General features: G+C 61.4%; 20 protein-coding genes and 1 pseudogene. 10 read left to right on the forward strand and 11 right to left on the reverse strand.

The annotated features are described in order from the left end of the window. Position 1 precedes the first annotated feature (1 nt). Both BW967_RS11160 and BW967_RS11165 read right to left on the reverse strand, forming a co-directional pair. The gene (locus BW967_RS11160; RefSeq protein ID WP_076485154.1) at positions 2-1,081 is read right to left on the reverse strand and encodes an ABC transporter ATP-binding protein; all 1,080 of its coding nucleotides are present in this window, start codon (positions 1,079-1,081) and stop codon (positions 2-4) included. After that, positions 1,074-2,105, reverse strand: a complete 1,032-nt coding sequence (locus BW967_RS11165) for an ABC transporter ATP-binding protein (protein ID WP_076485155.1) — start codon at positions 2,103-2,105, stop codon at positions 1,074-1,076. Before BW967_RS11165 ends, BW967_RS11160 begins: the two co-directional genes overlap by 8 nt. 247 nt (positions 2,106-2,352) lie before the next feature. Here BW967_RS11165 and BW967_RS11170 point away from each other — a divergent pair. Both BW967_RS11170 and BW967_RS11175 read left to right on the forward strand, forming a co-directional pair. Next, positions 2,353-3,691, forward strand: a pseudogene (locus BW967_RS11170) (NAD(P)/FAD-dependent oxidoreductase). A gap of 84 nt (positions 3,692-3,775) precedes the next feature. Beyond that, positions 3,776-4,942 carry a M20 aminoacylase family protein gene (locus BW967_RS11175; RefSeq protein ID WP_076485156.1) on the forward strand — a complete coding sequence of 389 codons (1,167 nt, stop codon included), beginning with the start codon at positions 3,776-3,778 and terminating at the stop codon, positions 4,940-4,942. Between the two features lie 50 nt (positions 4,943-4,992). Here BW967_RS11175 and BW967_RS11180 read toward each other — a convergent pair whose 3' ends face one another. From BW967_RS11180 to kynU, 4 genes are all read right to left on the reverse strand, one after another. Beyond that, the gene (locus BW967_RS11180) at positions 4,993-5,400 is read right to left on the reverse strand and encodes a universal stress protein (protein ID WP_076485157.1); all 408 of its coding nucleotides are present in this window, start codon (positions 5,398-5,400) and stop codon (positions 4,993-4,995) included. A gap of 35 nt (positions 5,401-5,435) precedes the next feature. Further along, positions 5,436-5,960, reverse strand: coding sequence for a hypothetical protein (locus BW967_RS11185; RefSeq protein ID WP_076485158.1), 525 nt, complete (start codon positions 5,958-5,960; stop codon positions 5,436-5,438). Position 5,961: 1 nt separating this feature from the next. Then, a complete protein-coding gene (moaA, locus tag BW967_RS11190) occupies positions 5,962-6,969 on the reverse strand; it encodes a GTP 3',8-cyclase MoaA (protein ID WP_076485159.1) in 1,008 nt (335 codons plus the stop codon). Positions 6,970-7,039: 70 nt separating this feature from the next. Then, positions 7,040-8,236 carry a kynureninase gene (gene kynU / locus BW967_RS11195; protein ID WP_076485160.1) on the reverse strand — a complete coding sequence of 399 codons (1,197 nt, stop codon included), beginning with the start codon at positions 8,234-8,236 and terminating at the stop codon, positions 7,040-7,042. Positions 8,237-8,369: 133 nt separating this feature from the next. Here kynU and BW967_RS11200 point away from each other — a divergent pair, with 133 nt between their 5' ends. From BW967_RS11200 to BW967_RS11210, 3 genes are all read left to right on the forward strand, one after another. Next, entirely contained in the window at positions 8,370-8,837 is a 468-nt protein-coding gene (locus BW967_RS11200; protein WP_175610451.1) for a methyltransferase family protein, read from the forward strand. Positions 8,838-9,130: 293 nt separating this feature from the next. After that, positions 9,131-10,705: a Re/Si-specific NAD(P)(+) transhydrogenase subunit alpha gene (locus BW967_RS11205; RefSeq protein ID WP_076485161.1), complete on the forward strand. Its 1,575-nt coding sequence runs from the start codon at positions 9,131-9,133 to the stop codon at positions 10,703-10,705. Positions 10,706-10,720: 15 nt separating this feature from the next. Continuing rightward, on the forward strand, positions 10,721-12,157 hold the full coding sequence (locus tag BW967_RS11210; RefSeq protein WP_076485162.1) for an NAD(P)(+) transhydrogenase (Re/Si-specific) subunit beta: 1,437 nt from the start codon (positions 10,721-10,723) through the stop codon (positions 12,155-12,157). Between the two features lie 145 nt (positions 12,158-12,302). On the opposite strand, the gene BW967_RS11215 is transcribed toward BW967_RS11210, so the two are convergent. Beyond that, positions 12,303-13,781, reverse strand: coding sequence for an NAD-dependent succinate-semialdehyde dehydrogenase (locus BW967_RS11215; RefSeq protein ID WP_076485163.1), 1,479 nt, complete (start codon positions 13,779-13,781; stop codon positions 12,303-12,305). A gap of 88 nt (positions 13,782-13,869) precedes the next feature. On the opposite strand from BW967_RS11215, the gene BW967_RS11220 reads away from it, so the two are divergent. Then, positions 13,870-14,643 (forward strand): alpha/beta hydrolase, encoded by a 774-nt coding sequence (locus BW967_RS11220; RefSeq protein ID WP_083952191.1) that lies wholly within the window; start codon positions 13,870-13,872, stop codon positions 14,641-14,643. A 24-nt stretch (positions 14,644-14,667) separates the two neighbouring features. Here the strand turns inward: BW967_RS11220 and BW967_RS11225 are convergent, their stop codons facing one another. Next, positions 14,668-16,263: a GMC family oxidoreductase gene (locus BW967_RS11225; RefSeq protein ID WP_076485164.1), complete on the reverse strand. Its 1,596-nt coding sequence runs from the start codon at positions 16,261-16,263 to the stop codon at positions 14,668-14,670. 148 nt (positions 16,264-16,411) lie between these two features. Between BW967_RS11225 and BW967_RS11230 the strand changes: the two genes are divergently transcribed. Both BW967_RS11230 and BW967_RS11235 read left to right on the forward strand, forming a co-directional pair. Then, positions 16,412-16,903, forward strand: coding sequence for a DUF1178 family protein (locus BW967_RS11230; RefSeq protein WP_076485295.1), 492 nt, complete (start codon positions 16,412-16,414; stop codon positions 16,901-16,903). A 76-nt stretch (positions 16,904-16,979) separates the two neighbouring features. Continuing rightward, complete coding sequence (locus BW967_RS11235; protein WP_076485296.1) at positions 16,980-17,624, forward strand: SDR family oxidoreductase; 645 nt, start codon at positions 16,980-16,982, stop codon at positions 17,622-17,624. 301 nt (positions 17,625-17,925) lie between these two features. Here the strand turns inward: BW967_RS11235 and BW967_RS11240 are convergent, their stop codons facing one another. Then, on the reverse strand, positions 17,926-19,434 hold the full coding sequence (locus BW967_RS11240) for a pyruvate kinase (protein WP_108188597.1): 1,509 nt from the start codon (positions 19,432-19,434) through the stop codon (positions 17,926-17,928). Between the two features lie 184 nt (positions 19,435-19,618). Here BW967_RS11240 and BW967_RS11245 point away from each other — a divergent pair, with 184 nt between their 5' ends. Together BW967_RS11245 and ptsP are read left to right on the forward strand one after the other, a co-directional pair. Continuing rightward, entirely contained in the window at positions 19,619-20,881 is a 1,263-nt protein-coding gene (locus BW967_RS11245; protein ID WP_076485166.1) for an aspartate kinase, read from the forward strand. Between the two features lie 45 nt (positions 20,882-20,926). Continuing rightward, positions 20,927-23,167, forward strand: a complete 2,241-nt coding sequence (gene ptsP / locus BW967_RS11250; RefSeq protein ID WP_076485167.1) for a phosphoenolpyruvate--protein phosphotransferase — start codon at positions 20,927-20,929, stop codon at positions 23,165-23,167. A gap of 15 nt (positions 23,168-23,182) precedes the next feature. On the opposite strand, the gene BW967_RS11255 is transcribed toward ptsP, so the two are convergent. Together BW967_RS11255 and BW967_RS11260 are read right to left on the reverse strand one after the other, a co-directional pair. After that, a complete protein-coding gene (locus tag BW967_RS11255) occupies positions 23,183-23,449 on the reverse strand; it encodes a DUF6455 family protein (protein WP_076485168.1) in 267 nt (88 codons plus the stop codon). Between the two features lies 1 nt (position 23,450). Next, entirely contained in the window at positions 23,451-23,774 is a 324-nt protein-coding gene (locus tag BW967_RS11260) for a DUF6455 family protein (RefSeq protein ID WP_076485169.1), read from the reverse strand. Between the last annotated feature and the right edge of the window lie 44 nt (positions 23,775-23,818).

Here is a 23,818-nt window from a genome sequence, read left to right on the forward strand (position 1 = left end):
ATCAAGCTTCTCCTTGTTGGAAGTTGGGGTCTTGCAGACTTGCAGATTGCTCCGGGTTGGCCCCGGAGTTTGCCGCTCCGACGGCGGCTTCTTGATAAAGATGGCAGGCCAAGAAGTGGCCGGGCGTGACCTCACCAAAGGTCGGCTCCACCTCGCGGCAAATATCCATCACCTTCGGGCAGCGGGTGCAAAAGTTGCAGCCTTTGGGCGGGTTTGCGGGGGAGGGCACATCGCCTTTGAGAATGATCCGGTTGCGCGAGGTTTCGGCATTCGGGTCCGGTTCCGGCACGGCAGACAAAAGCGCCTGCGTGTAGGGGTGCATCGGCGCGTCATAAAGATCGTCGCGGCTCGCCAGTTCAACGATCCGGCCCAGATACATCACCGCCACGCGGTCCGCGATATGGCGCACCATAGAAAGATCGTGGCTGATAAAGAGATAGGTCAAACCAAGGCTGTCTTGCAGCTCTTCCAGCAGGTTCACCACCTGCGCTTGGATCGAGACATCAAGCGCGGCAATCGGCTCGTCACAGACGATGAACTTGGGGTTCAGCGCAAGCGCGCGGGCAATACCGATCCGTTGGCGTTGACCGCCCGAAAACTCATGCGGGTAGCGGTTGGCAAAGTCACGGTTCAGCCCGACCTTGTCCATCAATTCATAAATCCGGGCGAGCTTTTGCGCGCGGTTGAGCGTGGTGTGCTCATCAAGCGGCTCGCCAATGATCCCCGCCACCGTCATGCGCGGGTTCAGGCTGGCTTGCGGGTCTTGGAACACCATCTGCATCCGCGGACGCATGGCGCGCAATTCGCCCGGAGGTGCGGCCAGCACATCTTCGCCGCCCAGCACAACGCGCCCCTCGGTCGGCTCATAAAGCCGCAAGATAGCGCGCCCGCAGGTGGATTTGCCACAACCCGATTCCCCCACAAGGCCAAGCGTCTCGCCCTCGAAGATCGTGAAAGAGATGTCATCGACCGCCTTCACATCGCCGACCTTCTTGCGGAAAAGGCCCGCGGTGATCGGGAAATACATCTTCAGCCCCTCAACTTCGAGAAGCGGAAGGCGGGTCTGGGTGCCGTCAGCCATGCGCAGCCTCCTTCACAGGCGCTTCTGCGCGCGGGGCATCGGTGTCGAAATCCCAAAAACAGGCCGCATCGTGCCCGGGGCCGACATCATAGCGGGCTGGGTTCGCCGCCGCGCAGGCGCCAAAGCGCTGGGTGCAGCGGTCGCGGAACGAACAGGCGCTCGGCGCGGCGCGCAGGATCGGCGGCTGGCCTTCGATCACATTGAGTGTGTCGGCGCGTTCGCCGCGCACAGAGGGCACGGTTTGCAGCAAGGCGCGGGTATAGGGGTGGCGCGGATGGGCGAAGACTTCCTTCACCGGCCCCTGTTCGGCGATTTGGCCGCCATACATCACCATCACCCGATCCGCGATGCCCGCAATCACGCCAAGGTCATGGGTGATCCAGATGATCGCCATGCCGAGTTTTTGGCGCAGGTCTTTCACCAGTTCGAGGATTTGCGCTTGGATCGTCACGTCGAGCGCGGTGGTCGGCTCATCGGCAATCAGCACTTTCGGGTCACAGGCGAGCGCAATGGCAATCATCACCCGCTGCCGCATCCCGCCCGAAAACTGGTGCGGATAGTCTTTCAAGCGCCGCTCGGCATCGGGGATGCCCACCAACTCCAACAGCTCCTTGGCGCGCACATTCGCTTGCGCCTTGGTCATGCCCATGTGTTTGAGCAGCGGTTCACGCAGCTGGTAGCCCACGGTAAAAACCGGGTTGAGCGAGGTCATCGGGTCTTGGAAGATAAAGCCAACACCGGGGCCACGCACGGCGCGCAATTGCGCAGGCGTGCATTTAAGCAGGTCAAGCCCGTCAAACATCACCGAGCCTTCGCGCACTTCGGCGGGCGGGCTGGGCAAAAGCCCAATCAGCGACATCATCGTGACCGATTTCCCAGACCCCGATTCCCCGACAACGCCGAGCAGTTCGCCGGGCTTTAGATCGAAAGAGACAGAATTGACGGCATGCACCTCGCCGCCGCGGGTACGAAAGATCGTCTTGAGGCCATTGACCTCCAGCACGGGCTGCGCAGCTTCGCGCATTGCGATCCCCCAGTCTTTTGTTTTTGCACCGTTTTTTGGTGATATTTGTGACGCAGATCACCATTAGGTGAATATATTTGACCGATTGTTAGAGATTTTCGCGGCAGGCGCAAGCGCTAACGGTTGGGGCAGCCTTGCAGGAAGTGCATAGCTCCTGCCCACCGTTCTTGGGTTGACCCTGCCCTTTGCGGGCGCAAGCATAGGTTCGCTCGCGCGCCCCTCCGCGCCCTTTCCGAAAGATCACTCGATGCGATTCCCGATCCAGGTCGATGACCCCGTTCGTTTTTCTGGCCCGTTGCCAGAGGCTTGCGATGTTGTGGTGATTGGCGCGGGCGTCGCTGGTGTGATGACCGCTTACTACCTTGCGCAAGCGGGGCAGAAGGTTGTGCTGTTGGAAAAGGGGCGTGTCGCAGGCGAACAATCGAGCCGGAACTGGGGATGGGTCCGCCAACAGGGGCGCGACCCGGCCGAACTGCCGATCATGATCGAATCGATGCGGTTGTGGGAGGGCTTTGCAGAACAGCTTGGCCCGGAACTGGGCTTCAAGCGCTGCGGCATCGCTTATATCGCCAACAAGCCTGCCACGATGGAAGGCTATGCGGAGTGGGTGGAATTGGCCCGTTCGCATGGGCTCGAAAGCCGTCTGCTGACCCGCTCGGAACTGTCTGACCTTATACCGCATCACGCGCTGGGTGGGCGGCGTGGTCACGCCCTCTGATGCGCGGGCTGAACCTTTTGTCGCCGTGCCGATGCTGGCGGCTTTGGCCGAACAGGCTGGCGTGACGATTGTTGAAAACTGCGCGGTGCGGGGCCTTGATTTGGCCGCTGGCAAAGTGGCTGGCGTGGTGACCGAACAAGGTCGGTTGCGCTGCGATCAAGTGTTGGTCGCGGCGGGGGCCTGGTCGTCGCTTTTCTTGCGCCACCACGGGCTCTCGCTGCCGCAACTTTCGGTGCGTGCCTCGGTTGCGCAGACCTTGCCGATGCCGGACATGCCCGAAATCTCGGGCGTGGATGATGTCTTTGCTTGGCGGCGGCGGTTGGATGGCGGCTTTACGCTCGCCGCAGGGGCCACGCATGATTTCTTCTGCGGCCCAGATGCTGTGCGCCATTTCGGCAAATATATCCCGCAAATGCGGCGCGATCTTTCGCAAACGCAAATCCACCCGCGCGCGCCCGCACCGGGCTTCCCCGATGGGTGGCTGACGCAGCGGCGCTGGTCAAATGACCAAGAAACCCCGTTTGAGCGGATGCGGATTTTGAACCCCGTGCCGAACCGCGTGCTGCTGCGTCGGGTGCAAATGGCCTTTGAACGTGCCTTGCCCGATCTTGGCCCGACTCGGCTTTTGCGCACTTGGGCGGGGATGATTGACGTGATGCCCGACACTGTGCCGGTGCTGGATGCTGCACCGATTGACGGGCTCTATGTCGCCACCGGCCTTTCGGGCCATGGCTTTGGCATTGGCCCGGGCGTGGGCCGGGTGATGGCATCGCTGATGCGTGGCGATGCGCCCGGCCATGATTTGACGCGGTTCCGCTGGTCGCGTTTTACCGATGGATCAAAAATCGACATCGGCCCCACCTTCTGAGCTTGCGGGGAACGGGTGAATGAGGAAACCTGTTCCCAGAAGACGCATTTGACGTTCCTCACCAGAAAGAAAAGTAGAACCCTCATGCCCGTTAAGAACCGTTTTGCCGAGTTGCTGCCCGAAATCACCGCATGGCGACGCGATATCCACGAAAACCCTGAACTGCTGTTCGATCTGCCGCGCACCTCGGCCAAAGTGGCGGGCCTTTTGCGCGATTTCGGCTGTGACGAGGTTGTGGAAGGTATCGCGAAAACCGGTGTTGTGGGCGTGATCAAAGGCAAAACCGACACCTCTGGCCGGGTGATTGGCCTGCGCGCCGATATGGATGCGCTGCCGATCTATGAGGCGACGGGGCTGGACTATGCCTCCAAAACGCCGGGCAAAATGCACGCCTGCGGCCACGATGGCCACACCGCCATGCTTTTGGGCGCGGCCAAATATCTGGCCGAAACCCGCAACTTTGACGGCACTGCCGTGATGCTGTTCCAACCCGCCGAAGAGGGCGGCGGCGGTGGCCGGGTCATGGTGGAAGAAGGCGTGATGGAGCGTTTTGGCATCCAAGAAGTGTACGGCATGCACAACTCGCCGGGCATCCCGCTTGGGACTTTTGCGCTGCGTCCGGGCCCGATGATGGCTGCGGCGGATCAATTCGAAGTGGTGGTGACGGGCAAGGGCGGCCATGCTGCCAAACCGCATGAAGGCATTGATACGACGCTCGTGGCCTCGCACATCGTGGTGGCTTTGCAGCAAATTTCTTCGCGCAATGTCGACCCGCTCAAACAAGTGGTGGTCTCGGTCTGCACCTTCCGCACGGAAAGCGAAGCACATAACGTGATCCCGCAAACCGTGTTGTTGCGCGGCACGGTGCGCACGCTCGAACCCGAAGTGCGTGAATATGTTGAAGGCCGTTTCAAAGCGGTGGTCGAGGGCATCGCCGCGGCGCATGGCGCGACCGTGGCGATCAAATATGACCGTGGCTATCCGGTGACGATGAACGCCCCCGAAAACACCGATTACGCGGTGGCGGTGGCCGAAGCTGTTTCGGGCTCGGTGGATACGGGCGTGGCGCCGCTGATGGGCGGCGAGGATTTCTCCTACATGCTCAACGCGCGTCCGGGGGCCTATATCTTCTTGGGCAATGGCGATACCGCCAGCCTACACCACCCGGCCTATAACTTCGATGATAACGCGATCCCGTTCGGCTCAAGCTGGTATGCGGGGATGATCGAAAGCCGGATGCCTGCTGCGTAACGCGGATACAAGCTTGCTAAAAGGGGGCCTCGCGGCCCCCTTTTTATGTTTTAGCGGAGCACCATGACCGAGCAAGGTGCGTGGCGCACCACCCGTGCGGCGGTGGAGCCAATCAGATAGTCGCCAAAGCCAGGGCGATGGCCCGCAATCACAATGCAATCGGCGCCAATTTCTTCGGCCAGATCCAAAATCTCATTGGCGGCATGGCCTTGCCGGATCACGCCTGCGCCATTTTCAAACGCATTGCCCAACTGGTCGAGTTGGTTTTGCAAGGTGTTGCGCAGTTCGGTGTCATAGCCATCAGGCATGTAGGAAATGGCATAGCCAGGAACATCGGCCATCACATGCACCAGCGTGACGCGCGCCCCCGGCGCGGCAAGCGCGCGGGCAATATCAATGGCGGCATCGGGGTTGTGGCTTTCATCAAAGGCCACGGGAACGATAATATTGGAATACATGACGCACTCCTCTCCTTTGGAGAACGGTTACAGGATCAGTTTCGAGCTTTCTGCGCGCGGGCGCCTTGACGCAAGTCACGGTTGCGCGCGATTGCAGCCACTTGCGCAAAACGCATGAGCCGCGACAGGGTGAAAAGATAGGCCGCCGTCGCCCCGGCCCAAAGCGCGGGGGTGAGCGGGGCGTGCCAGAACAAGGTCTCGAATGCTTCGCCGGGCAAAAGCGCCATGCCGAAATCATCAGCAAGCCGCGCGGTGACGGTTTCGCCCAGCCAATACCAGCCCGCCGCAAACATCAGAACCGACAAGAGCCGAAACGGCCAAGGCCCGGAAAAGGCGGCGAGGATGGCAAGGAGAAAAACCAAAAGCGGTGCGGCCAGCGCGACGTGCAGGGCCAGTAAGGCGGGTGTCACAACAAGCGTGGGCGTGAGATCGCTGGCGGACCCCATGAAGCCAGCCCCGCCTCCCCAAACAAGGTTTGCCCAAACTGTGGTGGCGGCCATCACCGCACCGGCAAGGCCCGTCAGAAGGGCAAGGCCCGCGCGGCGAAGTTGGGGTGCCATCTTAGCCCCCCGTCCGGTTCATTTGCCGCGCCACTTGGCCGGAAACACCGGTTTCGGTGTAAAGAAAATCATGCGCTTTTGGTTTGTGCGCGAGACCTTCGCGGATCGCTTCAATTAGCGGGCCATCGCCTTCGCTTGCCCGCAAGGGCCCGCGCAGATCGACCTTTCCGGCTTGGCCAAGGCAGGGGTAGAGCGTGCCCGTGGCGCTGACGCGGACCCGGTTGCAACCCGCGCAGAAGTTGTGGCTGAGCGGCGTGATAAAGCCGATTTTTTGCCCGGTTTCACGCAGCTTTGCATAGCGCGCCGGGCCGCCCGTGGTCTCGGTTAGGTCGTCCAGCGTGAAGCGTTCGGCCAGCCTTGCGCGCAAATCCGTCAGCGCCCAAAACTGGCCAAGCCGTTCCGGCCCCAGCGCCTCGCCCAGCGGCATCACCTCGATGAAGCTCAGATCAAGCCCTTCGGCGCCCGCCCAAGTGACAATGTCAAAAAGCTCGTCTTCGTTCACGCCTTGCAACGCGACGGTGTTGATTTTGACCCGCAACCCGGCGGCTTTGGCGGCTTTGATGCCTGCGAGAACCTGCCCCAGATCACCGCGCCGGGTGATGGCGGCGAAACGCTCCGGGCTCAAACTATCAAGCGAGATATTGACCCGTTCCACCCCACAATCGGCCAAAGGCGCGGCGAAACGGTCCAGCTGCGCGCCATTGGTGGTGAGGGTGAGTTCTTTTAGCGCGCCAGACACACGGTGCCGCGACAGGGCGCGAAACAGGTCCATCACATCGCGGCGCACCAAGGGCTCGCCCCCGGTGATGCGCAATTTGGTGATGCCAAGCCCGACAAAAGCGCTCGCCAGCCGGTCAATTTCCTCAAGGCTGAGTACATCACGGCGGGGCAGAAATTTGGTGTCTTCCGCCATGCAATAGCTGCAACGAAAATCACACCGATCCGTCACCGAAACCCGTAGGTAGGTGATGTTGCGCGCAAAGGCATCGGTGAGAGCGGGTGCGGTCATGTCCGAAGGCTAGTGCGGGGCCATGGCAACGGCAAGGGGGATCGCGGCGGGTTGGTGCCCGGATGCGACCTTAGGTGACGCGCGCGCGGGCGTGAAACTCGGGCCGGTCCCAAGCGCGGGTCGCCATGATCTCAGCCAAGATCGCGGCGGCTCGCTCCACCTCATCCATGCCGATGTAAAGCGGCGTGAAGCCAAAGCGCAAAATATCAGGCGCGCGAAAATCGCCAATCACGCCGCGCGCAATCAGCGCCTGCATGATCGCATAGCCCTCGGGGTGGGCAAAGCTGACTTGGCTGCCTCGGCTTGCGTGATCGCGCGGGGTGACAAGGGTCAGATCGGGGCAGGCGGCCTCTACTTCGGCGATGAACCGGTCGGTAAGCGCGAGCGATTGCTTGCGGATATCGGCCATATCGACGCTATCCCACACATCCAGCGCGGCATCGAGCGCGGCCATTTGCAACACAGGGGGCGTGCCGACGCGCATCCGCTCGGTGCTCGGAGCCGGGCGGTAGCCCTGTTCAAAGGCAAAGGGCGCGTCATGGCCCAGCCAGCCGCAAAGCGCAGGCTGAACCGTCGCCGCATGGCGCGGGGCCACATAAATAAAGGCGGGCGCCCCCGGCCCGGCATTGAGGTATTTATAGGTGCAGCCCGCCGCAAAATCGGCCCCGCACTCCGCAAGCGCCACCGGCACGGCGCCTGCCGAATGCGCCAAATCCCAAAAAGCCAGCGCGCCTGCTGCATGGGCTTTGGCGGTAAGTCGCTTCATGTCATGCTTGCGGCCGGTGCGATAATCCACCTCGGTCAGCATGGTGACGGCGATGGTTTCATCAATCGCCTCTTCCACCGCTTCGGGCGCGACAATCCGCAATTCATGCCCGGTGGCCAAAAGATCCGCGAGCCCTTGCGCCATGTAAAGATCGGTCGGGAAATTGCCATTGTCCGACAAGATCACCTTGCGTTCGGGGCGCGCTTGCAAAGCCGCCGAGACCGCCTGAAACACCTTGATCGAGAGCGTATCGCCCAAGGTGACAGAGCCGGGCTCCGCCCCGATCAGTCGTGCCACTCGGTCGCCCAAACGCGCGGGTTGTTCCATCCAGCCCGCATTGTTCCATGCGGTGATCAGCATCTGCCCCCATTCGGCCTGCATCGCTTGCGCGACGCGCCCAGGCACAGCGCGGGGCAGGGGGCCGAGCGAATTGCCATCAAGATAGATCAGCCCTTCGGGGATATCGAAAAGCGCGCGCGTTGCGGTGAAATCAGTCTGCATTGGGGTCTCCTGTCGCGGGCAGACTGCGCCCTGACGCGACTGCGCGCAAGTGCCCCGCCGCAAAGGGGTTGCGCGGTTCACGAACGGCCCCCAAATGGGCGCAAGGGCCAAAAAGGGCGCAAGGGGGAGTGCGATGGACCTGCGGGAAAAGCTGAAGCTGGCGCTGAAGGAACTGGAACTGCCGCCGATGTGGCTTGCGGTCTTTGCGGCGATTGGCTGGGCTGTGGGGCAGATTGCGCCACTGCCGATCCCTTACGCCGATTGGCTTGGCTATGGGTTGGTTGGCTTGGGGCTGGTGATCTCGGGTCTGGCGGCGGCGCAAATGGTGCTGGCGCGCACCACCTTCATTCCGCGCCGCCAACCGCAGCGGCTGGTGACCGGTGGGATTTTCGCGCTCAGCCGAAACCCGATCTACCTTGCCGATGCCTTCATCCTTTCGGGCCTTTTGCTGATCTGGGATGCACTCTTTGCCGCGCCGCTGGTGCCTGCCTTCATGGCTTGGATCACGCATCGCTACATTCGTGGTGAAGAGGCATGGATTATGGCGGCGCATGGCGCGGACTATGCCGCCTATTGCGCGCGGGTGCGCCGCTGGCTCTAGGTGCATTTCTGCGGCGCAGAAAAATCGTCGCACCCCTATTCCTGCCCACTGTTTAAGCAAACTGTGCCAAGCGACGGAAACGAAAGCCAAACCCTTGAATCGCTGCGCAAAATGGGACCGCTAACATTGCATGCGACGGTATGCTTTTGTATACCCGCGACCTTCGGTCAGATTTCCAACTGTTTCCAATGATCATTGGCTTGTGAAACTTTCTTACGCGGTGTTAAAGGGCTTTCGCCACGTTTTGTCCCCCGGCTGAAATCGTCCGAGGGCAGCAATGGGAGAAAAATGAAGTGAAAATCGGCGCTCCGAAGGAGATTTTCGAGGGGGAAGCGCGTGTCGCTCTGACCCCCGACTCTGCGGTCCAGCTGCAAAAGCTCGGCCATGAATGCTATGTCGAGGCCGGTGCCGGCTACGCGGCAGGGTTTGCCGACACTGCCTATGAGGCGGTTGGCGTGACCGTCGTGCAAGGGGCGGCAGCGCTCTTCGACGCTGTCGATTTTGTCGTCAAAGTGCGTCCGCCCGTGGATGCCGAAGTGGCGATGCTGAAACAGGGTAAAACCCTGATTTCCTTCTTCTACCCGGCGCAAAACGAAGCGCTGTTGGCGGCGGCCAAAGATACCGGCGCGAATGTTATCGCGATGGATATGGTGCCGCGGATTTCGCGCGCGCAAAAAATGGATGCACTGTCGTCCATGGCCAATATTTCGGGCTATCGCGCGGTGATCGAGGCGGGCAACAACTTCGGTCGTTTCTTTACCGGTCAGGTGACGGCGGCAGGCAAAGTGCCCCCGGCGAAAGTGCTGGTTGTGGGCGCGGGCGTGGCCGGTCTGGCCGCGATTGGCGCTTCCACCTCGCTTGGCGCGATCACCTATGCGTTCGACGTGCGTCCCGAAGTGGCTGAGCAGATCGAATCGATGGGTGCCGAGTTCGTCTATCTCGATTTTGAAGAACAAGCGCAGGATGGCGCGGCGACGGGTGGCTATGCGGCCCCCTCCAGCCCCGAATTCCGCGAAGCGCAGCTGAAGAAATTCCGCGAACTTGCGCCCGATATCGACATCGTCATCACCACCGCGCTGATCCCGGGCCGGGATGCGCCGGTGCTTTGGACCAAAGATATGGTCGAGGCGATGAAGCGCGGTTCGGTTATCGTGGACCTTGCTGCCGAGCGTGGCGGCAACTGCGAACTGACCAAGAAAGACGAGAAAGTCGTCACCGAAAACGGTGTGACGATCGTCGGCTATACCGACTTCCCGAGCCGTATGGCGCAGCAGTCGAGCCAACTTTATTCGACCAACATCCGCCATATGATGGCCGACCTCACGCCGGGCAAAGACGGTGTGGTTGTCCACAATATGGAAGATGACGTGATCCGCGGCGCGACCGTGGCCTATCAAGGTGAGATCACCTTCCCGCCGCCGCCGCCGAAAGTGGCCGCGATTGCGGCGCAAAAGCCGAAGGAAAAGGTCAAAGAGCCGACGCCGGAAGAACGCAAAGCCGCCGAGGCTGCCGCGTTCCGCAAGCAAACGCGTGACCAAATCCTGATGCTGGGCATTGGTGGGGCGCTGCTTTTGGGCATTGGCCTTTTCGCTCCGGCCAGCTTCATGTCGCACTTCATCGTCTTCGCGCTGAGTTGCTTTGTGGGCTTCCAGGTGATCTGGAACGTGTCGCACTCGCTGCACACGCCGCTGATGGCGGTCACCAACGCGATCTCGTCGATCATCATTCTGGGTGCGCTGATGCAGGTGGGCTCCACCTCCTATCTTGTCGTGCTTTTGTCGGCTGTGTCGGTCTTCATGGCAGGCATCAACATCTTCGGCGGCTTCATGGTCACCCGGCGCATGCTGGCGATGTTCCAGAAATCGTAAGCGGAGGGAAACATAATGGATTTCGGTTTCACGACAGCCGCTTACGTCGTTGCGGCAGTTCTGTTCATCCTCTCGCTCGGGGGCCTTTCGGGGCAGGAAAGCGCGAAACGCGCCGTGTGGTATGGCATTGTGGGTATGGCGCTTGCCGTGGCTGCAACGCTTGTTGGCCCCGGTCAGGGCTACTGGCTTTTGTCGATCATCTTGCTCGGCTGGGGCGGGTTCTACGGCGTCAAAGTTGCCAAGAAAGTGCAAATGACCGAGATGCCGCAGCTTGTGGCGGCGATGCACTCGCTTGTTGGTCTGGCGGCCGTGCTGGTGGGCTACAACGCCTATATCGAGTCGGTGCGCGTGCCCGCGATGGCCGAGGTCGAGCATGGCCTGCTGCGCGGTTTTGCCGAGATTGTCGCGCATAAAACCGCGACCGAACTGGCGATTTTGCGGGTTGAGCTGTTCTTGGGCGTGTTCATCGGGGCCGTGACCTTCACTGGCTCGATCATCGCCTTTGGCAAGCTGGCGGGCAAAGTTGACACCAAAGCGAAAAAGCTGCCCGGTGGTCACATCCTGAACGCGGTCGCCGCAGCGGCTTCGGTCGTGATGCTGGTGCTCTTCATGATGGGCTATGGCACGCTGCCGCTGATCGTCATGACGCTTCTGGCCTTCTTCATCGGTTATCACCTGATCATGGGCATCGGCGGCGCCGATATGCCGGTCGTGGTGTCGATGCTGAACTCCTATTCGGGCTGGGCCGCGGCGGCGATTGGCTTCTCGCTTGGCAACGACCTTCTGATCGTGACCGGCGCGCTGGTCGGTTCTTCGGGCGCGATCCTGTCTTACATCATGTGTAAGGCGATGAACCGCTCCTTCATCTCGGTCATCCTCGGCGGCTTCGGCAATACCGCTGGCCCGGCGCAAGAAGTCGAAGGCGAGATGGTCGCCATTGATGCGCAAAGCGTGGCCGATACGATCTCGGAAGCCGATAGCATCATCATCGTGCCGGGCTATGGCATGGCGGTGGCTCAGGCCCAAATGGCGGTCTCGGAACTGACCTCGTTGCTGCGCAGCCGTGGCAAGAACGTCCGCTTCGCGATCCACCCTGTTGCGGGCCGTCTGCCGGGGCACATGAACGTGCTCTTGGCCGAGGCGAAAGTGCCCTATGACATCGTTCTGGAAATGGACGAGATCAACGAGGACTTCCCCGAAACCGACGTGGTGATCGTGATCGGCTCGAACGATATCGTGAACCCGGCGGCGCAAGACGACCCGAACTCGCCCATCGCGGGGATGCCGGTTCTGGAAGTGTGGAAAGCGAAACAGGTCTTTGTCTCGAAACGTGGCCAAGGCACCGGTTACTCGGGCATCGAAAACCCGCTCTTCTACAAAGAGAACACCCGCATGTTCTACGGCGATGCGAAGAAGTCGCTTGAAGAACTGCTTCATCTGATCCGCCACTAAGGCCGATCCGTTAGAAAGAAAAAGCCCCGCCGGTTTGGTGGGGCTTTTTTGTTTGGCTTTGGCTTTGCCTGAACGGCCCGCCGGGCAGATATGAAAACGCCGCGCGAGGGATCTCGCGCGGCGCTCTTTTTAAGTTGCCGTCTGATCAGATCGACAGGCAGACGTATTTCATCTCAAGGTAATCCTCGACGCCGTGATGGCTGCCCTCGCGGCCAAGGCCGGATTGCTTGACCCCGCCAAACGGCGCCACTTCGGTCGAGATGATCCCGGTGTTCACACCGACGATGCCGTATTCCAGCCCTTCCTGCACGCGGGTGATGCGGCCAATGTCGCGGGCGTAGAAATAAGAGGCGAGGCCGAAGATCGTGGCATTGGCCTTTTCGATCACCTCTTCCTCGGTCTCGAACTTAAAGAGCGGCGCGACCGGGCCAAAGGTTTCCTCGGTGGCGACCTTCATCTCTTGCGTGACGCCGGTGACGACGGTGGGCTGGAAGAACGTCCCGCCCAGTGCGTGCCGTGCGCCGCCAGTGACGACCTTGCCGCCGCCCGCAACCACATCAGCGATATGGTCCTCGACCTTTTCGACCGCATCTTCCGAAATCAGCGGGCCGGTGGTGACGCCTTCGGCCAGACCGTCGCCCACGTTGAGCTTGTTCACAGCGGCGGCGAGTTTCTCGGCAAAGGCATCATAGACGCCCGCTTGCACATAAAGTCGGTTCGCGCAGACGCAGGTTTGACCATTGTTGCGGAACTTCGACATCATCGCGCCTTCAACGGCGGCATCGAGATCGGCATCATCAAAAACGATGAAGGGCGCGTTGCCACCCAGTTCCATCGAGCATTTCATCACCTGATCTGCGGCTTGGCGCAGCAAAATGCGCCCCACTTCGGTGGAGCCGGTGAAGGTGAGTTTGCGCACGGCATGGTTTTCGCAGAACTCTTTGCCAATGTCCGAGGCGCGCGAGGAGGTGATCACCGACAAGATGCCCTTGGGCAGGCCCGCGCGTTCGCCCAAAAGCCCCATGGCCAGCGCCGAAAGTGGGGTTTCCGCCGCCGGGCGGCACACGAAACCACAGCCCACCGCAATCGCCGGGCCCGCTTTGCGCGCGATCATCGCATTGGGGAAGTTCCACGGCGTGATCGAACCCACCACGCCAATCGGTTGCTTGAGCACGGTAATGCGCTTGTCGCGCATATGGCCGGGGATGGTTTCGCCGTAAATCCGCTTCGCCTCTTCGCCGAACCATTCGATGAAGCTCGCCCCATATGCGATTTCACCTTTGGCTTCTGCCAAGGGTTTGCCCATCTCGGCGGTCAGGATCAAACCGAGGTCATCTTGGTTCGCCATCATCAAATCGAACCATTTGCGCATCACGCTCGCGCGTTCTTTGCCGGTGCGCGCGGCCCAATCTTTCATCGCGACGCGGGCGGCTTCAATCGCGCGGGCGGTTTCGGCCCGGCTCAGGTCCGGCACGGAACAGATCACATCGCCGCGGGCGGGGTTTGTGACTTCGAAGGTGGCGCCGTCATCGGCATCAACCCAATCGCCGGCAACGAGGGCCTTGGTGCACAGAAGGCTCGGGTCCTTGAGGAGGGTTTTCAACTCGGTCGCGGTATCGGGCATGGTAACTCTCGTCGGTTGAGGGATATGGAAGGGAAGCATGTGGCCGCGCAGATGTAAATTGCGCGCCGTGGAAAGAAAGGGCGAGGAAGTGACCGATCTGGACGATGACTATGCCAATATGCCGTATATCCCGGAGGGCGAGGCCTATCCGGCGCGTTGGGCGGCACAGGCCGAGGCGTTTCGCGATGAGGCGATGATGCTGGAAATTGGCTATGACAGCGGGGTGCGCCGCCAGATTGATGTTTTCGTGCCGATGGGGCAGGCGAAGGGCGTGCTGATCTTTGTGCATGGCGGCTATTGGATGAAGTTTTCACGCCGCGATTTCTCGCATCTTGCCAAAGGTGCTTTGGAGGCGGGCTGGGCCGTGGCGCTGCCAGGGTATGATTTGGCGCCCGATGTGAAAATTTCGCAGATCTCCGCGCTTGTGGCGATGGCGGTGGCCGAGGTGGCGCGGCGGTTTAGCGGCCCGATCCGGCTGGTGGGCCATTCGGCTGGCGGGCATCTGGTGGCGCGGCTGGCCAGTTCCAACCTGTTGCCGCCAGAGGTCTTGGCGCGGGTGGAAAAGGTCGTGCCCATTTCGCCGGTCTCTGACCTTGAACCGCTGTTGCGCACCTCGATGAATGAGACCTTTGGACTCGACGCCGCCGAGGCGCGGGCGGAAAGCCCGGTTCATGCGCCTGCGCCCAAAATGCCGGTCACGGTTTGGGTGGGCGAAAACGAGCGTCCAGCCTTCCGCGATCAAGCGCGCTGGTTGGCCGAGGCTTGGGGATGCGACTTGGTCGTCGATCCGGGCAAACACCATTTCGATGTGATTGAGGGGCTCGAAGATGAAAGCCCGCTGTTGCAGGCGGTGATCGGGTAGGGGCTTTGCCCCCACCCAAACCCTCTAGCTGCGCGCATCTTCCAAAATCATCCGCGCGGCCTTTTCGGCAATGACCATCACCGGGGCATTGGTATTGCCCGAGGTGATAGTCGGCATGACCGAGGCATCCGCGATACGCAGCCCCTTGAGCGCCCTAAGCCGTAGCCGAGGGTCCACCACTGCGGCGTCGTCTACGCCCATCCGGCAGGTGCCGACGGGGTGGAAGATCGTCGTGCCGATATCGCCTGCCGCTTGTTGCAAGGCCTCTTCGCTCGTGATCTGCGCGCCGGGTTTGTATTCTTGCGGCGCAAAGCGGGCGAAGGCGGGCTGGGTGGCGATGTCGCGCGTGAGCCGAATGCCTTGGGCGGCGACGCGCCTATCCCCTTCGGTCGCCAGATAATTTGGGCGAATGGCCGGGGCGGCGCGAAAGTCCGGGCTGGCCAGATGCGTGGTGCCCCGGCTTTCGGGGCGCAGGTTGCACACGCTCGCCGTCATCGCCTCAAACGGATGCACCGGGTCGCCAAATTTATCTAAGCTCACCGGCTGAAGGTGCCATTCCAGATCGGGCATTTCCTTTTCCGGGAAGGAGCGCGCAAAGATACCCGCTTGGCTTGGGGACATCGACATCGGTCCGCGCCGGAAAAGCGCATATTCCGCCGCGATTTTGGCCTTGCCCCAAAGCGAAGACGACATGGTGTTGAGCGTGCGCACGCCCGAAACTTTGAAGATCAGCCGCAATTGCAAATGGTCTTGCAGGTTCTTGCCCACTTGCTCCACCGCGACTTGCGGCGCGATGCCATGGCTTGCCAAAACCTCTGGGGCGCCAATGCCCGAAAGCTCCAAAATCTGCGGTGTGCCAATCGCGCCTGCGGCCATCACCACCTCGCCCGCTTTCACCTCGTGGCGGGTGCCTTCGCGGTGATAGATGAGCCCGGTGACGCGCCCCTCTACGATGGTGAGCTTTTCCACCTGCGCGCCGGTCAGCACCCGTAGGTTGGGGCGCGCCATCGCAGGTTTCAAGAACGCGCTCGCCGCCGACCAGCGCCAGCCGTTTTTCTGTGTGACGTGGAAATAGCCCGCGCCTTCATTGGTGCCTTGGTTGAAGTCATGGGTGCGGGGAATCCCCGCTTGTTCGGCGGCTTCGATAAAGGCATCGAGCACCTCCCAGCGCACCCGCGCTTCTTCCACCCGCAGTGGCCCGCCTTCGCCATGCAGATCAGAGGCGCCGCGATAGAAATCTTCTTGATCGCGGAAAAGCGGCAGAAGGTCCTCCCACCCCCAGCCGGTGCAGCCCGCTTGTGCCCAAAGGTCATAATCGCGGGCCTGACCACGCATGTAGATCATGCCGTTGATCGCCGAACAGCCGCCCAGAATCCGCCCGCGTGGGTATAGAAGGCTGCGCCCGTTCAGCCCCGGTTCGGGCTGGGTCGCAAACCCCCAATCGGTGCGCGGGTTGCCAATGCAATAAAGATAGCCCACCGGAATATGCACCCAGTGGTAATTGTCCCGCCCGCCGGCTTCCAGCAGCAGCACGCGGTTTTTGGGATCGGTGCTGAGCCGATTTGCCAAAACACAGCCCGCGCTCCCCGCGCCGACCACGATAAAATCGTAAGTTTCCATGATCTCCCCTCTCCTCGGGTGATCTTCTCAGCCGGGGGGGATCGGCGCAAGCTTGCTGATCGCGTGGCTGCGGGGCAGGCATGCAAAGAGCGTGCTTGCAATTTTGTCGCAGCGCCTGTCTGATGAACTTGTCTATAAGTGCGCGCCGATGATCCGTTACAGCCTAAAATGCGAAAACGACCATAGCTTTGATAGCTGGTTCGCCTCGGTCGAGGCGTTTGAAAAGCTGCATGCCGCGGGCATGGTGGCTTGCGCTGTTTGTGGATCGGCCCATGTGCAAAAGGCGTTGATGACGCCGTCTGTGCGGTCCGCGCGCAAATTCGCTGCGGGACATGAGCCGGAACCCGATCAGGCGGCGAATGGGGCGAGCGCGCCGACGAAAAGCGAGAATGCAGCCCATCCGCTAAGCAAGCCGCAAAACGCTGCCGAAGAATTGTTCGATGCGATGCGCCGCACGGTCGAGGAAAACTCGGACTATGTTGGGGGCGATTTCGCCGCCGAAGCGCGGGCGATGCATGCGGGCGAAAAGCCTGAGCGGTCCATTCATGGCGAGGCGCCGCTTTCTGAGGCTAAGGCCTTGCTGGAAGAAGGTATTCCGGTGACGCCTCTCCCGATCTTGTCCAAGCGCAAGCGCAACTGATCTCTTCTGTCGCGGGATGCGGGTTCCGCTTGCCCCTGCCGCTGAGCGCGGCATGATGGGCAAAAAGGAGGATCGCATGACCATTCTCATTACCGGGGCAAATCGGGGTATCGGTGCGGCTTTGTTGAGCCATTATCGCCATCAAGGCATGGCCACTTTTGGCACGGCGCGGCGCCCCGAAGGCGACCTTCTGCCGCTTGATGTGATGCAGCAAGACAGCGTCAAAGAGCTTGCGCGGCGGCTCAACGGTCTGCCGCTGAGCCTGTTGGTCTGCAATGCCGGGGTCTATGCCGATAAGGGCCAAGCTCTTGAGGCGGGCTATGCGCCAAGGCTTTGGGCGCAAAGCTTTGCGGTCAATGTCATGGGCGTGTTCTTGACGGTGCAAGCGCTGCTTCCCAACCTGCGCGCGGGCAAAGGCAAGGTGGCGATCATTTCCTCTGCGATGGCGTCTGATGCGCGCGCGCCGGGGGGAAGCTATATCTATCGGTCCTCCAAAGCAGCCGCGCTCAACCTTGGGCGCAACTTGGCGGTGGATTTGAAGTCCGAGGGTGTGGCCGTGGGGATTTATCATCCCGGTTGGGTGAAAACCGATATGGGCGGCCCACAAGCGGAGATTTCCCCCGCGCAATCGGTGGCTGGGCTGACCGCGCGTTTCGCGGCGCTGTCGCTCGACACAACCGGCTGCTTTGAAAGCTATGACGGGACGGAACTGCCGTTTTAAGCGCTAGGAAAGGAAAAAGCCGCTCGGCCTTTGCAGCGGGAGGAGGAGGCTGCGCGGTCGAGCGGCTTATTCAGTCAACCCGCATGGGGTGCGGGGTCTTTTGGAACCTTGGAACCATCCTGCTCCAATAAGCTAAGGGTCGCGCCGAAGCCCGTTTCGGTCAAGAAAAGCCGGGACGGGCTGCGCAGTTTCGCGGCGGTCGGGCCTAAAGCTGTAGCAATTGCCGCAATGCGCGGCGTCTTTGCTGGTAAAATGGGCGGTGCAAAAACGTTTGCGCAGGTTTGCTGTAAGACTCACGCCCCTAGAGGTCGTGCCACAGCCCCAAAGCGCCCAGCCGGGGCGATTTTTTGTTCGTGTGCCGATCCATCCGCATCAGCACATCGCGCAAAAAGCCCACCGCAGGCACCAGATGCGGCCCTTTGTTCAGCATCACACATTCGGCGCGTTGGCTCATTGCGGCATCGGTCATCTCGGCGCGGCTGGCTTGACCGTCTTTGACCATGCTTTCGAGCACTTGGGTGGCCCAGACCACGGGCACCTCGGCCGCTTCGCACAGCCACAGCACCTCTTCTTGGATCTCGCTGAGCCGTTCAAAGCCGATTTCCACCGCCAGATCACCGCGCGCGATCATCACGCCGATCGGCATCCGGCCACCCGCTTCCACAATCAGCCCGGGCAGATTGCGCAGGCCCAAGGGAGTTTCGATTTTCAGCATCAACGCGGGTAAATCACGGCTGGTGCCCCCATCCGAGCGCGCATCTAATTCGGCAAAAAGCGCGCGCAGATCAGCGCTGGTTTGCACGAAGGAAAGCGCCAGAATATCGGCATGGCTCAGAACGAAATCGAGGTTGGCAATGTCACTGGCGGTAAGCGCAGGCACGCGCAGATCGACGCCGGGCAGGTTCACGCCCTTCTCAAGCTTGATTTTGGCGCCTTTTGATGGGGTCGAGACCACCTCGGCCAGCACCCGCCCTTTGGCGACGCCGACGATTTTGGCGCGTAGCTTGCCGTCATTGATCCAAAGCGCGCCGCCCTCGGCCATCAATGCCATGAGCGCGGGGTGGCTAAGCTTGATCTGCAAATGATCAATATGCTGAGAGAAGCGCTCCACCACCTCAAATTGGTCGCCCTCAAACAGCCGATGCGATTCCGCTTTGCCGTTTGAAAGCGCCTCAACCCGCAGTTTCGGCCCTTCAAGATCCATCTGCACCGGCACGCGCCGACCCATCCGCACGGCGGCATGGCGCACATGACCGATCATCGCGGCCCAAACGTCAGGCGTGTCATGCGCGCAGTTGATGCGGATGCAATCGGCCCCCGCGGCGAGCAGATTGCCGACGATCGTTGCGTCTTCGGCGGCTTCCGTGGGCAGGGTGACCATCACCCGCGAACGCGGCGCATCGCGGCGCGCGCCAAACAGCATATCGCGCCGCGCGGCGAGCCGGGCGGGGCCTGCGGCGAACATCTCAACTGTGGGGTAATCGGCGGTGCCCTCGCCGCCGATCATCGCCAGCGAGGCGAGCACGGAATCGAGCGAAGGGCGGACATGGCTTTCGGCCCGGCCAAGCGAGCTGAGCCCGAGCGAGGCGAGCGGAGCCTGAAACGGCACCAAATCGCCCCGACGCAACGCAAGATAATCGGCGAGGTTGCGGGCAGAAGGCATGAACTCGGGGCGACGGATCATCCCGTCCCAACCTTCAAGCGTCGCCTCTGAGCGGCGCACCAGATCGGCGCGCAGCACTTCAAGCGCGCGTTGCAGCCCCCGCGCCTGCGCGCGACGTTCCCGAATTTCAACCTCTGCAAGACTCATCATCTTTCTCCTCACGTCTTGCTTTTGGGCTATCGTCTCGCCGTAACGACAGGGTGACAAAGCCGCGACATCCCGCCGCGAACAAAGGCTTGTGAAGCGGGTGAAACCCTTGCAAGCGCGCCTGCCTTCCGATAGCAGGAGCGCGAACCCGGACGCAGGGTCCGGCGCAGGATTGGAGGGGAAGATGCCGCTTCTCGTGATGAAATTCGGCGGCACCTCGGTGGCTGATCTCGACCGCATTGCCAATGCGGCGGCAAAGGTCAAACGCGAGGTCGAACGCGGCTACGATGTGATCGTGATCGTCTCGGCCATGTCGGGCAAGACGAACGAACTCGTGGGCTGGGTCGAGGGCACTTCCCCGCTTTATGACGCGCGCGAATATGACGCCGTCGTGGCCAGCGGTGAAAATGTGACCGCCGGTCTGATGGCGCTGCGTTTGCAAGAAATGGGCGTGTCGGCGCGCAGCTGGCAAGGCTGGCAAGTGCCGATCCACACCACCTCGGCGCATGGCTCGGCACGGTTCATGTCGATCCCGCGCGAGAACCTTGATGCGAAATTCGCCGAAGGGTTCAAGGTTGCGGTGGTGGCGGGCTTCCAAGGCATTTCCGCCGAAGGCCGCATTACCACGCTGGGTCGTGGCGGTTCGGATACCACGGCGGTGGCCTTTGCGGCGGCCTTTGGCGCGGAACGCTGCGATATTTATACCGATGTCGATGGCGTCTACACCACCGACCCGCGGATTTCCTCCAAAGCGCGCAAGCTTGATAAGATCGCCTTTGAGGAAATGCTCGAATTGGCCTCGCTTGGTGCGAAGGTCTTGCAGACCCGTTCCGTGGAACTGGCGATGCGTTACAATGTGCGCCTGCGGGTGCTCTCGTCCTTCGAGGACACCGACGAAACTTCTGGAACCCTTGTCTGCGGTGAGGATGAAATCATGGAATCGAAAGTCGTCTCGGGCGTCGCTTATTCGCGCGATGAAGCCAAGATCACCCTCTTCACCATCGAAGATCGCCCCGGCGTGGCGCAGGCGATCTTTGGTCCGCTTTCCGAAGCGGGGGTCAACGTGGACATGATCGTCCAGAACATTTCGGAAAAGGATTATGACGAGGCGCACCCTGGTGCGGTGACCGACATGACCTTCTCTTGCCCGATCAACCAAGTCGCGCGCGCGCAAAAAGCGCTCGAGGAAGCTGTGGCGGCTGGCAAGATCAAATATGACGAGCTGATCATCGACACCGAGGTCGCGAAGGTCTCGGTTGTGGGGATCGGCATGCGCTCGCAAGTGGGTGTGGCGGCGCGCAGCTTTGCCGCATTGGCCGCCGAAGGCATTAATATCAAGGTCATCTCCACCTCCGAAATCAAGATTTCGGTGCTGATCGACCGGAAATATATGGAACTGGCGGTGCAAGCCCTCCATGATGCGTTCGAGCTGGAGAAATCGGCCTGAGCTGATCGAGGTCAGGCCCTTGGCAGAAGACGGGGGCGTCAACGCATGGTAGAGCGTCGCGACACAGACAGCCGGACGCTGCTGCGCCGGCTGCGTGACACGCTTGCCACCCCCGGTGGCGGGCAAGATCGGCTGGACCATATCACCCATCTGATCGCGGATTCGATGCACACGCAGGTGTGCTCGATCTACCTGTTCCGCGACCCCGAAACGCTGGAGCTTTGCGCCACCGAAGGTCTGAACCCTGAAGCCGTGCACCAAGTGCGGATGCGGCTCGGGGAAGGTCTTGTAGGGCGCGTTGCGCGCACGGGCGTGGCGGTGAACACGGGGGATGCGCCCTCGGAACCCGGTTTCCGCTACATGCCCGAAACTGGCGAAGAGATTTATTCGAGCTTCCTTGGGGTGCCGATCCAACGCGTGGGCGAAAAGCTCGGCGTCTTGGTCGTGCAGTCGCGCGAGGCACGCGAATTTTCCGAAGACGAGGTCTACGGCCTCGAAGTCGTGGCGATGGTGATCGCCGAAATGACCGAGCTTGGCGCTTTCACTGGTGATCAGGGCGGCATTGGGTCGGCGCATCGGTTCCCGGTCATGTTCCGTGGCGCGACCGGACAAGAGGGGGCTGCCGAGGGCCGCGTTTGGCTGCATGAGCCGCGCGTTGTGGTGGCGAACCCGGTGGGCGACGACCCCGACGCGGAAAAGGCGCGGCTGGAAGAGGCCGTGGCCACGCTGCAAGCCCATATCGACGAAATGCTGATTGGCTCTGCCGCAATGGATAAAGAGCAGCGCCAGATCCTTGAAGCTTACAAGATGCTCGCCCATTCGCGTGGTTGGGTGCGGCGGATGTGCGAAGATATTGACCTTGGCCTTTCGGCCGAGGCGGCGGTGGAGAAAGAACAATCCACGGCGCGAGCACGGCTTGAACAATCGACCGATGCCTATCTGCGCGAGCGGTTGCATGACCTTGATGACCTGTCGAACCGTCTGCTGCGGCTGTTGACGGGGCAGGGCAAGGATACCGGGGCGGAACTCCCCGAAAACCCGGTGCTGGTGGCGCGCAACATTGGCCCGGCGGAACTGCTTGATTACGGGCGCAAGCTCAAGGGCGTGGTGCTTGAAGAGGGCTCGGTTGGCAGCCATGCGGCGATTGTCGCGCGCGCGCTTGCTATTCCGCTCGTGATCCATGCTGCCCGCGTCACCAATGAGGCACTCAACGGTGACCAGATCTTGGTCGATGGCGATCAGGGCATCGTGCATTTGCGGCCCGAAGAAAGTGTGGCCGGGGCTTTTCGCGATAAAATCGCGATGCAGGCCGAGGCGCAAAAACGCTATGCCGATCTGCGTGGTGTGCCGGCACAGGACAAATCTGGCCAAAATGTCAGCCTGATGATGAACGCGGGGCTGATGGCCGATCTGCCCTCGCTCAACAGTTCCGGCGCGGATGGGGTGGGCCTGTTCCGCACAGAGTTGCAATTCCTGATCCGGTCGCGCGTGCCGCGCCGGGGCGAGTTGGCGGCGCTTTACAAGCGGGTGATTGATGCGGCGCAAGGCGCGCCGGTGCAATTCCGCACGCTTGATATCGGCTCTGACAAAGTCGTGCCCTATATGAAGCCGCAAGAAGAGCCGAACCCGGCCATGGGCTGGCGCGCGATCCGCGTGGGGTTGGATAAACCCGGCGTGTTGCGAATGCAGCTTCAGGCGTTGATCCGCGCCTCGGAAGGGCGGCCCTTGTCGGTGATGTTCCCCTTTATCGCCGCGCCTGACGAATTTAACACCGCCAAGGCGATGTTGATGCGCGAGATCGACCGCGAGTCGACCCTCAATCGCCCAGTCCCGCGCGATGTGCGTGTGGGGGCGATGTTGGAAACGCCCTCGCTTGCTTTCGCGCCCGACAGCTTCTTTGCCGCCTGCGATTTCATTTCGATTGGCGGCAATGATCTCAAGCAGTTCTTCTTTGCGGCAGACCGCGAGAACGAGCGGGTGCGGCGGCGCTATGATACGCTCGACGTCAGCTTCTTGGCCTTTATCGAGGCGATCATTGCGCGTTGTAACGCCAATGATGTGGCGCTGAGCTTTTGTGGCGAAGATGCGGGCCGCCCGATTGAGGCGCTCACCTTCGCGGCTTTGGGGCTGCGCACGCTCTCGATGCGTCCGGCCTCTATCGGCCCGGTGAAGCACTTGATCCGGCGTGTCGATCTTGCGGTCTTGAAGCAGGTGATTGATGCCGCGCGTGCGCGTGGTGACCAATCCGTGCGCCACGCCGTGACAGCGTGGCTGGCCAGCCAATAGAAGCGAAAACGCGCTTTAGTGCACGGTCAGGTCGCTGAGTTCGTGCAAGATGGCGCGGTTGCGGCACCAATCCGGCGTCTCGCCCGCAGCGGGCGAGCTGCCCGCCAGATAGGCCATACAGCCATCGACCCCAGGGCATTCGCGGCACCGCGTGATCATCGAGGCAAAATCGGCCTGTGTTAGATTGCCGTCATGCATCGCCTCGGTCAGATTCACGCCCAATCGCCGCGCCATCCCGCGGGTGATCCAGAAGTGCAAATCCAAATTGCCCTGTGCGCCCATCCTATCCTCCTTGAGCGACCTCCGTCGCCAGTTCATCCTCAGCGCGCTGGTGCCGCAGACGCGCCATCATCATGCGGTTGGTGCAATAGCCGGGCGTATCGCTCATCGGCGCGGCATTGCGATCAACACCGGCTTCGGCATGTTCCGCCAGCCAATGCAGGCACTCTCCGGGTTCACTGCAGCTTGCGCAGCGAACCACCGCTTCGCGCCACTCGTCACCGCTGATTTTGCCACGGATCATCATCTCGGTGAGATTGATGCCGAGCACTTGCGCCATGCGGTTCATCAGCGAGGCGTGGCGATTGAGGGTTTTCCGTCCGTACATGGTCAGTCCTTTGCGGGCAGAGTTGCGCCATGCTCGTTTTAGAG

The sequence above is a fragment of the Rhodobacter aestuarii genome, assembly GCF_900156655.1.
Classification (GTDB): Bacteria; Pseudomonadota; Alphaproteobacteria; order Rhodobacterales; family Rhodobacteraceae; genus Rhodobacter; species Rhodobacter aestuarii.

Bases quoted from the DNA above. Each gene is read 5' to 3' on its own strand.
- kynU (WP_076485160.1), bottom strand. From the start codon at position 8,236: ATGCAGACTGATTTCACCGCAACGCGCGCGCTTTTCGATATCCCCGAA.
- BW967_RS11260 (WP_076485169.1), bottom strand. From the start codon at position 23,774: ATGTACGGACGGAAAACCCTCAATCGCCACGCCTCGCTGATGAACCGC.
- ptsP (WP_076485167.1), top strand. From the start codon at position 20,927: ATGGTAGAGCGTCGCGACACAGACAGCCGGACGCTGCTGCGCCGGCTG.
- BW967_RS11235 (WP_076485296.1), top strand. From the start codon at position 16,980: ATGACCATTCTCATTACCGGGGCAAATCGGGGTATCGGTGCGGCTTTG.
- BW967_RS11200 (WP_175610451.1), top strand. From the start codon at position 8,370: ATGGACCTGCGGGAAAAGCTGAAGCTGGCGCTGAAGGAACTGGAACTG.
- BW967_RS11175 (WP_076485156.1), top strand. From the start codon at position 3,776: ATGCCCGTTAAGAACCGTTTTGCCGAGTTGCTGCCCGAAATCACCGCA.
- BW967_RS11210 (WP_076485162.1), top strand. From the start codon at position 10,721: ATGGATTTCGGTTTCACGACAGCCGCTTACGTCGTTGCGGCAGTTCTG.
- BW967_RS11255 (WP_076485168.1), bottom strand. From the start codon at position 23,449: ATGGGCGCACAGGGCAATTTGGATTTGCACTTCTGGATCACCCGCGGG.
- BW967_RS11225 (WP_076485164.1), bottom strand. From the start codon at position 16,263: ATGGAAACTTACGATTTTATCGTGGTCGGCGCGGGGAGCGCGGGCTGT.
- moaA (WP_076485159.1), bottom strand. From the start codon at position 6,969: ATGACCGCACCCGCTCTCACCGATGCCTTTGCGCGCAACATCACCTAC.
- BW967_RS11165 (WP_076485155.1), bottom strand. From the start codon at position 2,105: ATGCGCGAAGCTGCGCAGCCCGTGCTGGAGGTCAATGGCCTCAAGACG.
- BW967_RS11185 (WP_076485158.1), bottom strand. From the start codon at position 5,960: ATGGCACCCCAACTTCGCCGCGCGGGCCTTGCCCTTCTGACGGGCCTT.
- BW967_RS11160 (WP_076485154.1), bottom strand. From the start codon at position 1,081: ATGGCTGACGGCACCCAGACCCGCCTTCCGCTTCTCGAAGTTGAGGGG.
- BW967_RS11215 (WP_076485163.1), bottom strand. From the start codon at position 13,781: ATGCCCGATACCGCGACCGAGTTGAAAACCCTCCTCAAGGACCCGAGC.
- BW967_RS11230 (WP_076485295.1), top strand. From the start codon at position 16,412: ATGATCCGTTACAGCCTAAAATGCGAAAACGACCATAGCTTTGATAGC.
- BW967_RS11180 (WP_076485157.1), bottom strand. From the start codon at position 5,400: ATGTATTCCAATATTATCGTTCCCGTGGCCTTTGATGAAAGCCACAAC.
- BW967_RS11240 (WP_108188597.1), bottom strand. From the start codon at position 19,434: ATGAGTCTTGCAGAGGTTGAAATTCGGGAACGTCGCGCGCAGGCGCGG.
- BW967_RS11245 (WP_076485166.1), top strand. From the start codon at position 19,619: ATGCCGCTTCTCGTGATGAAATTCGGCGGCACCTCGGTGGCTGATCTC.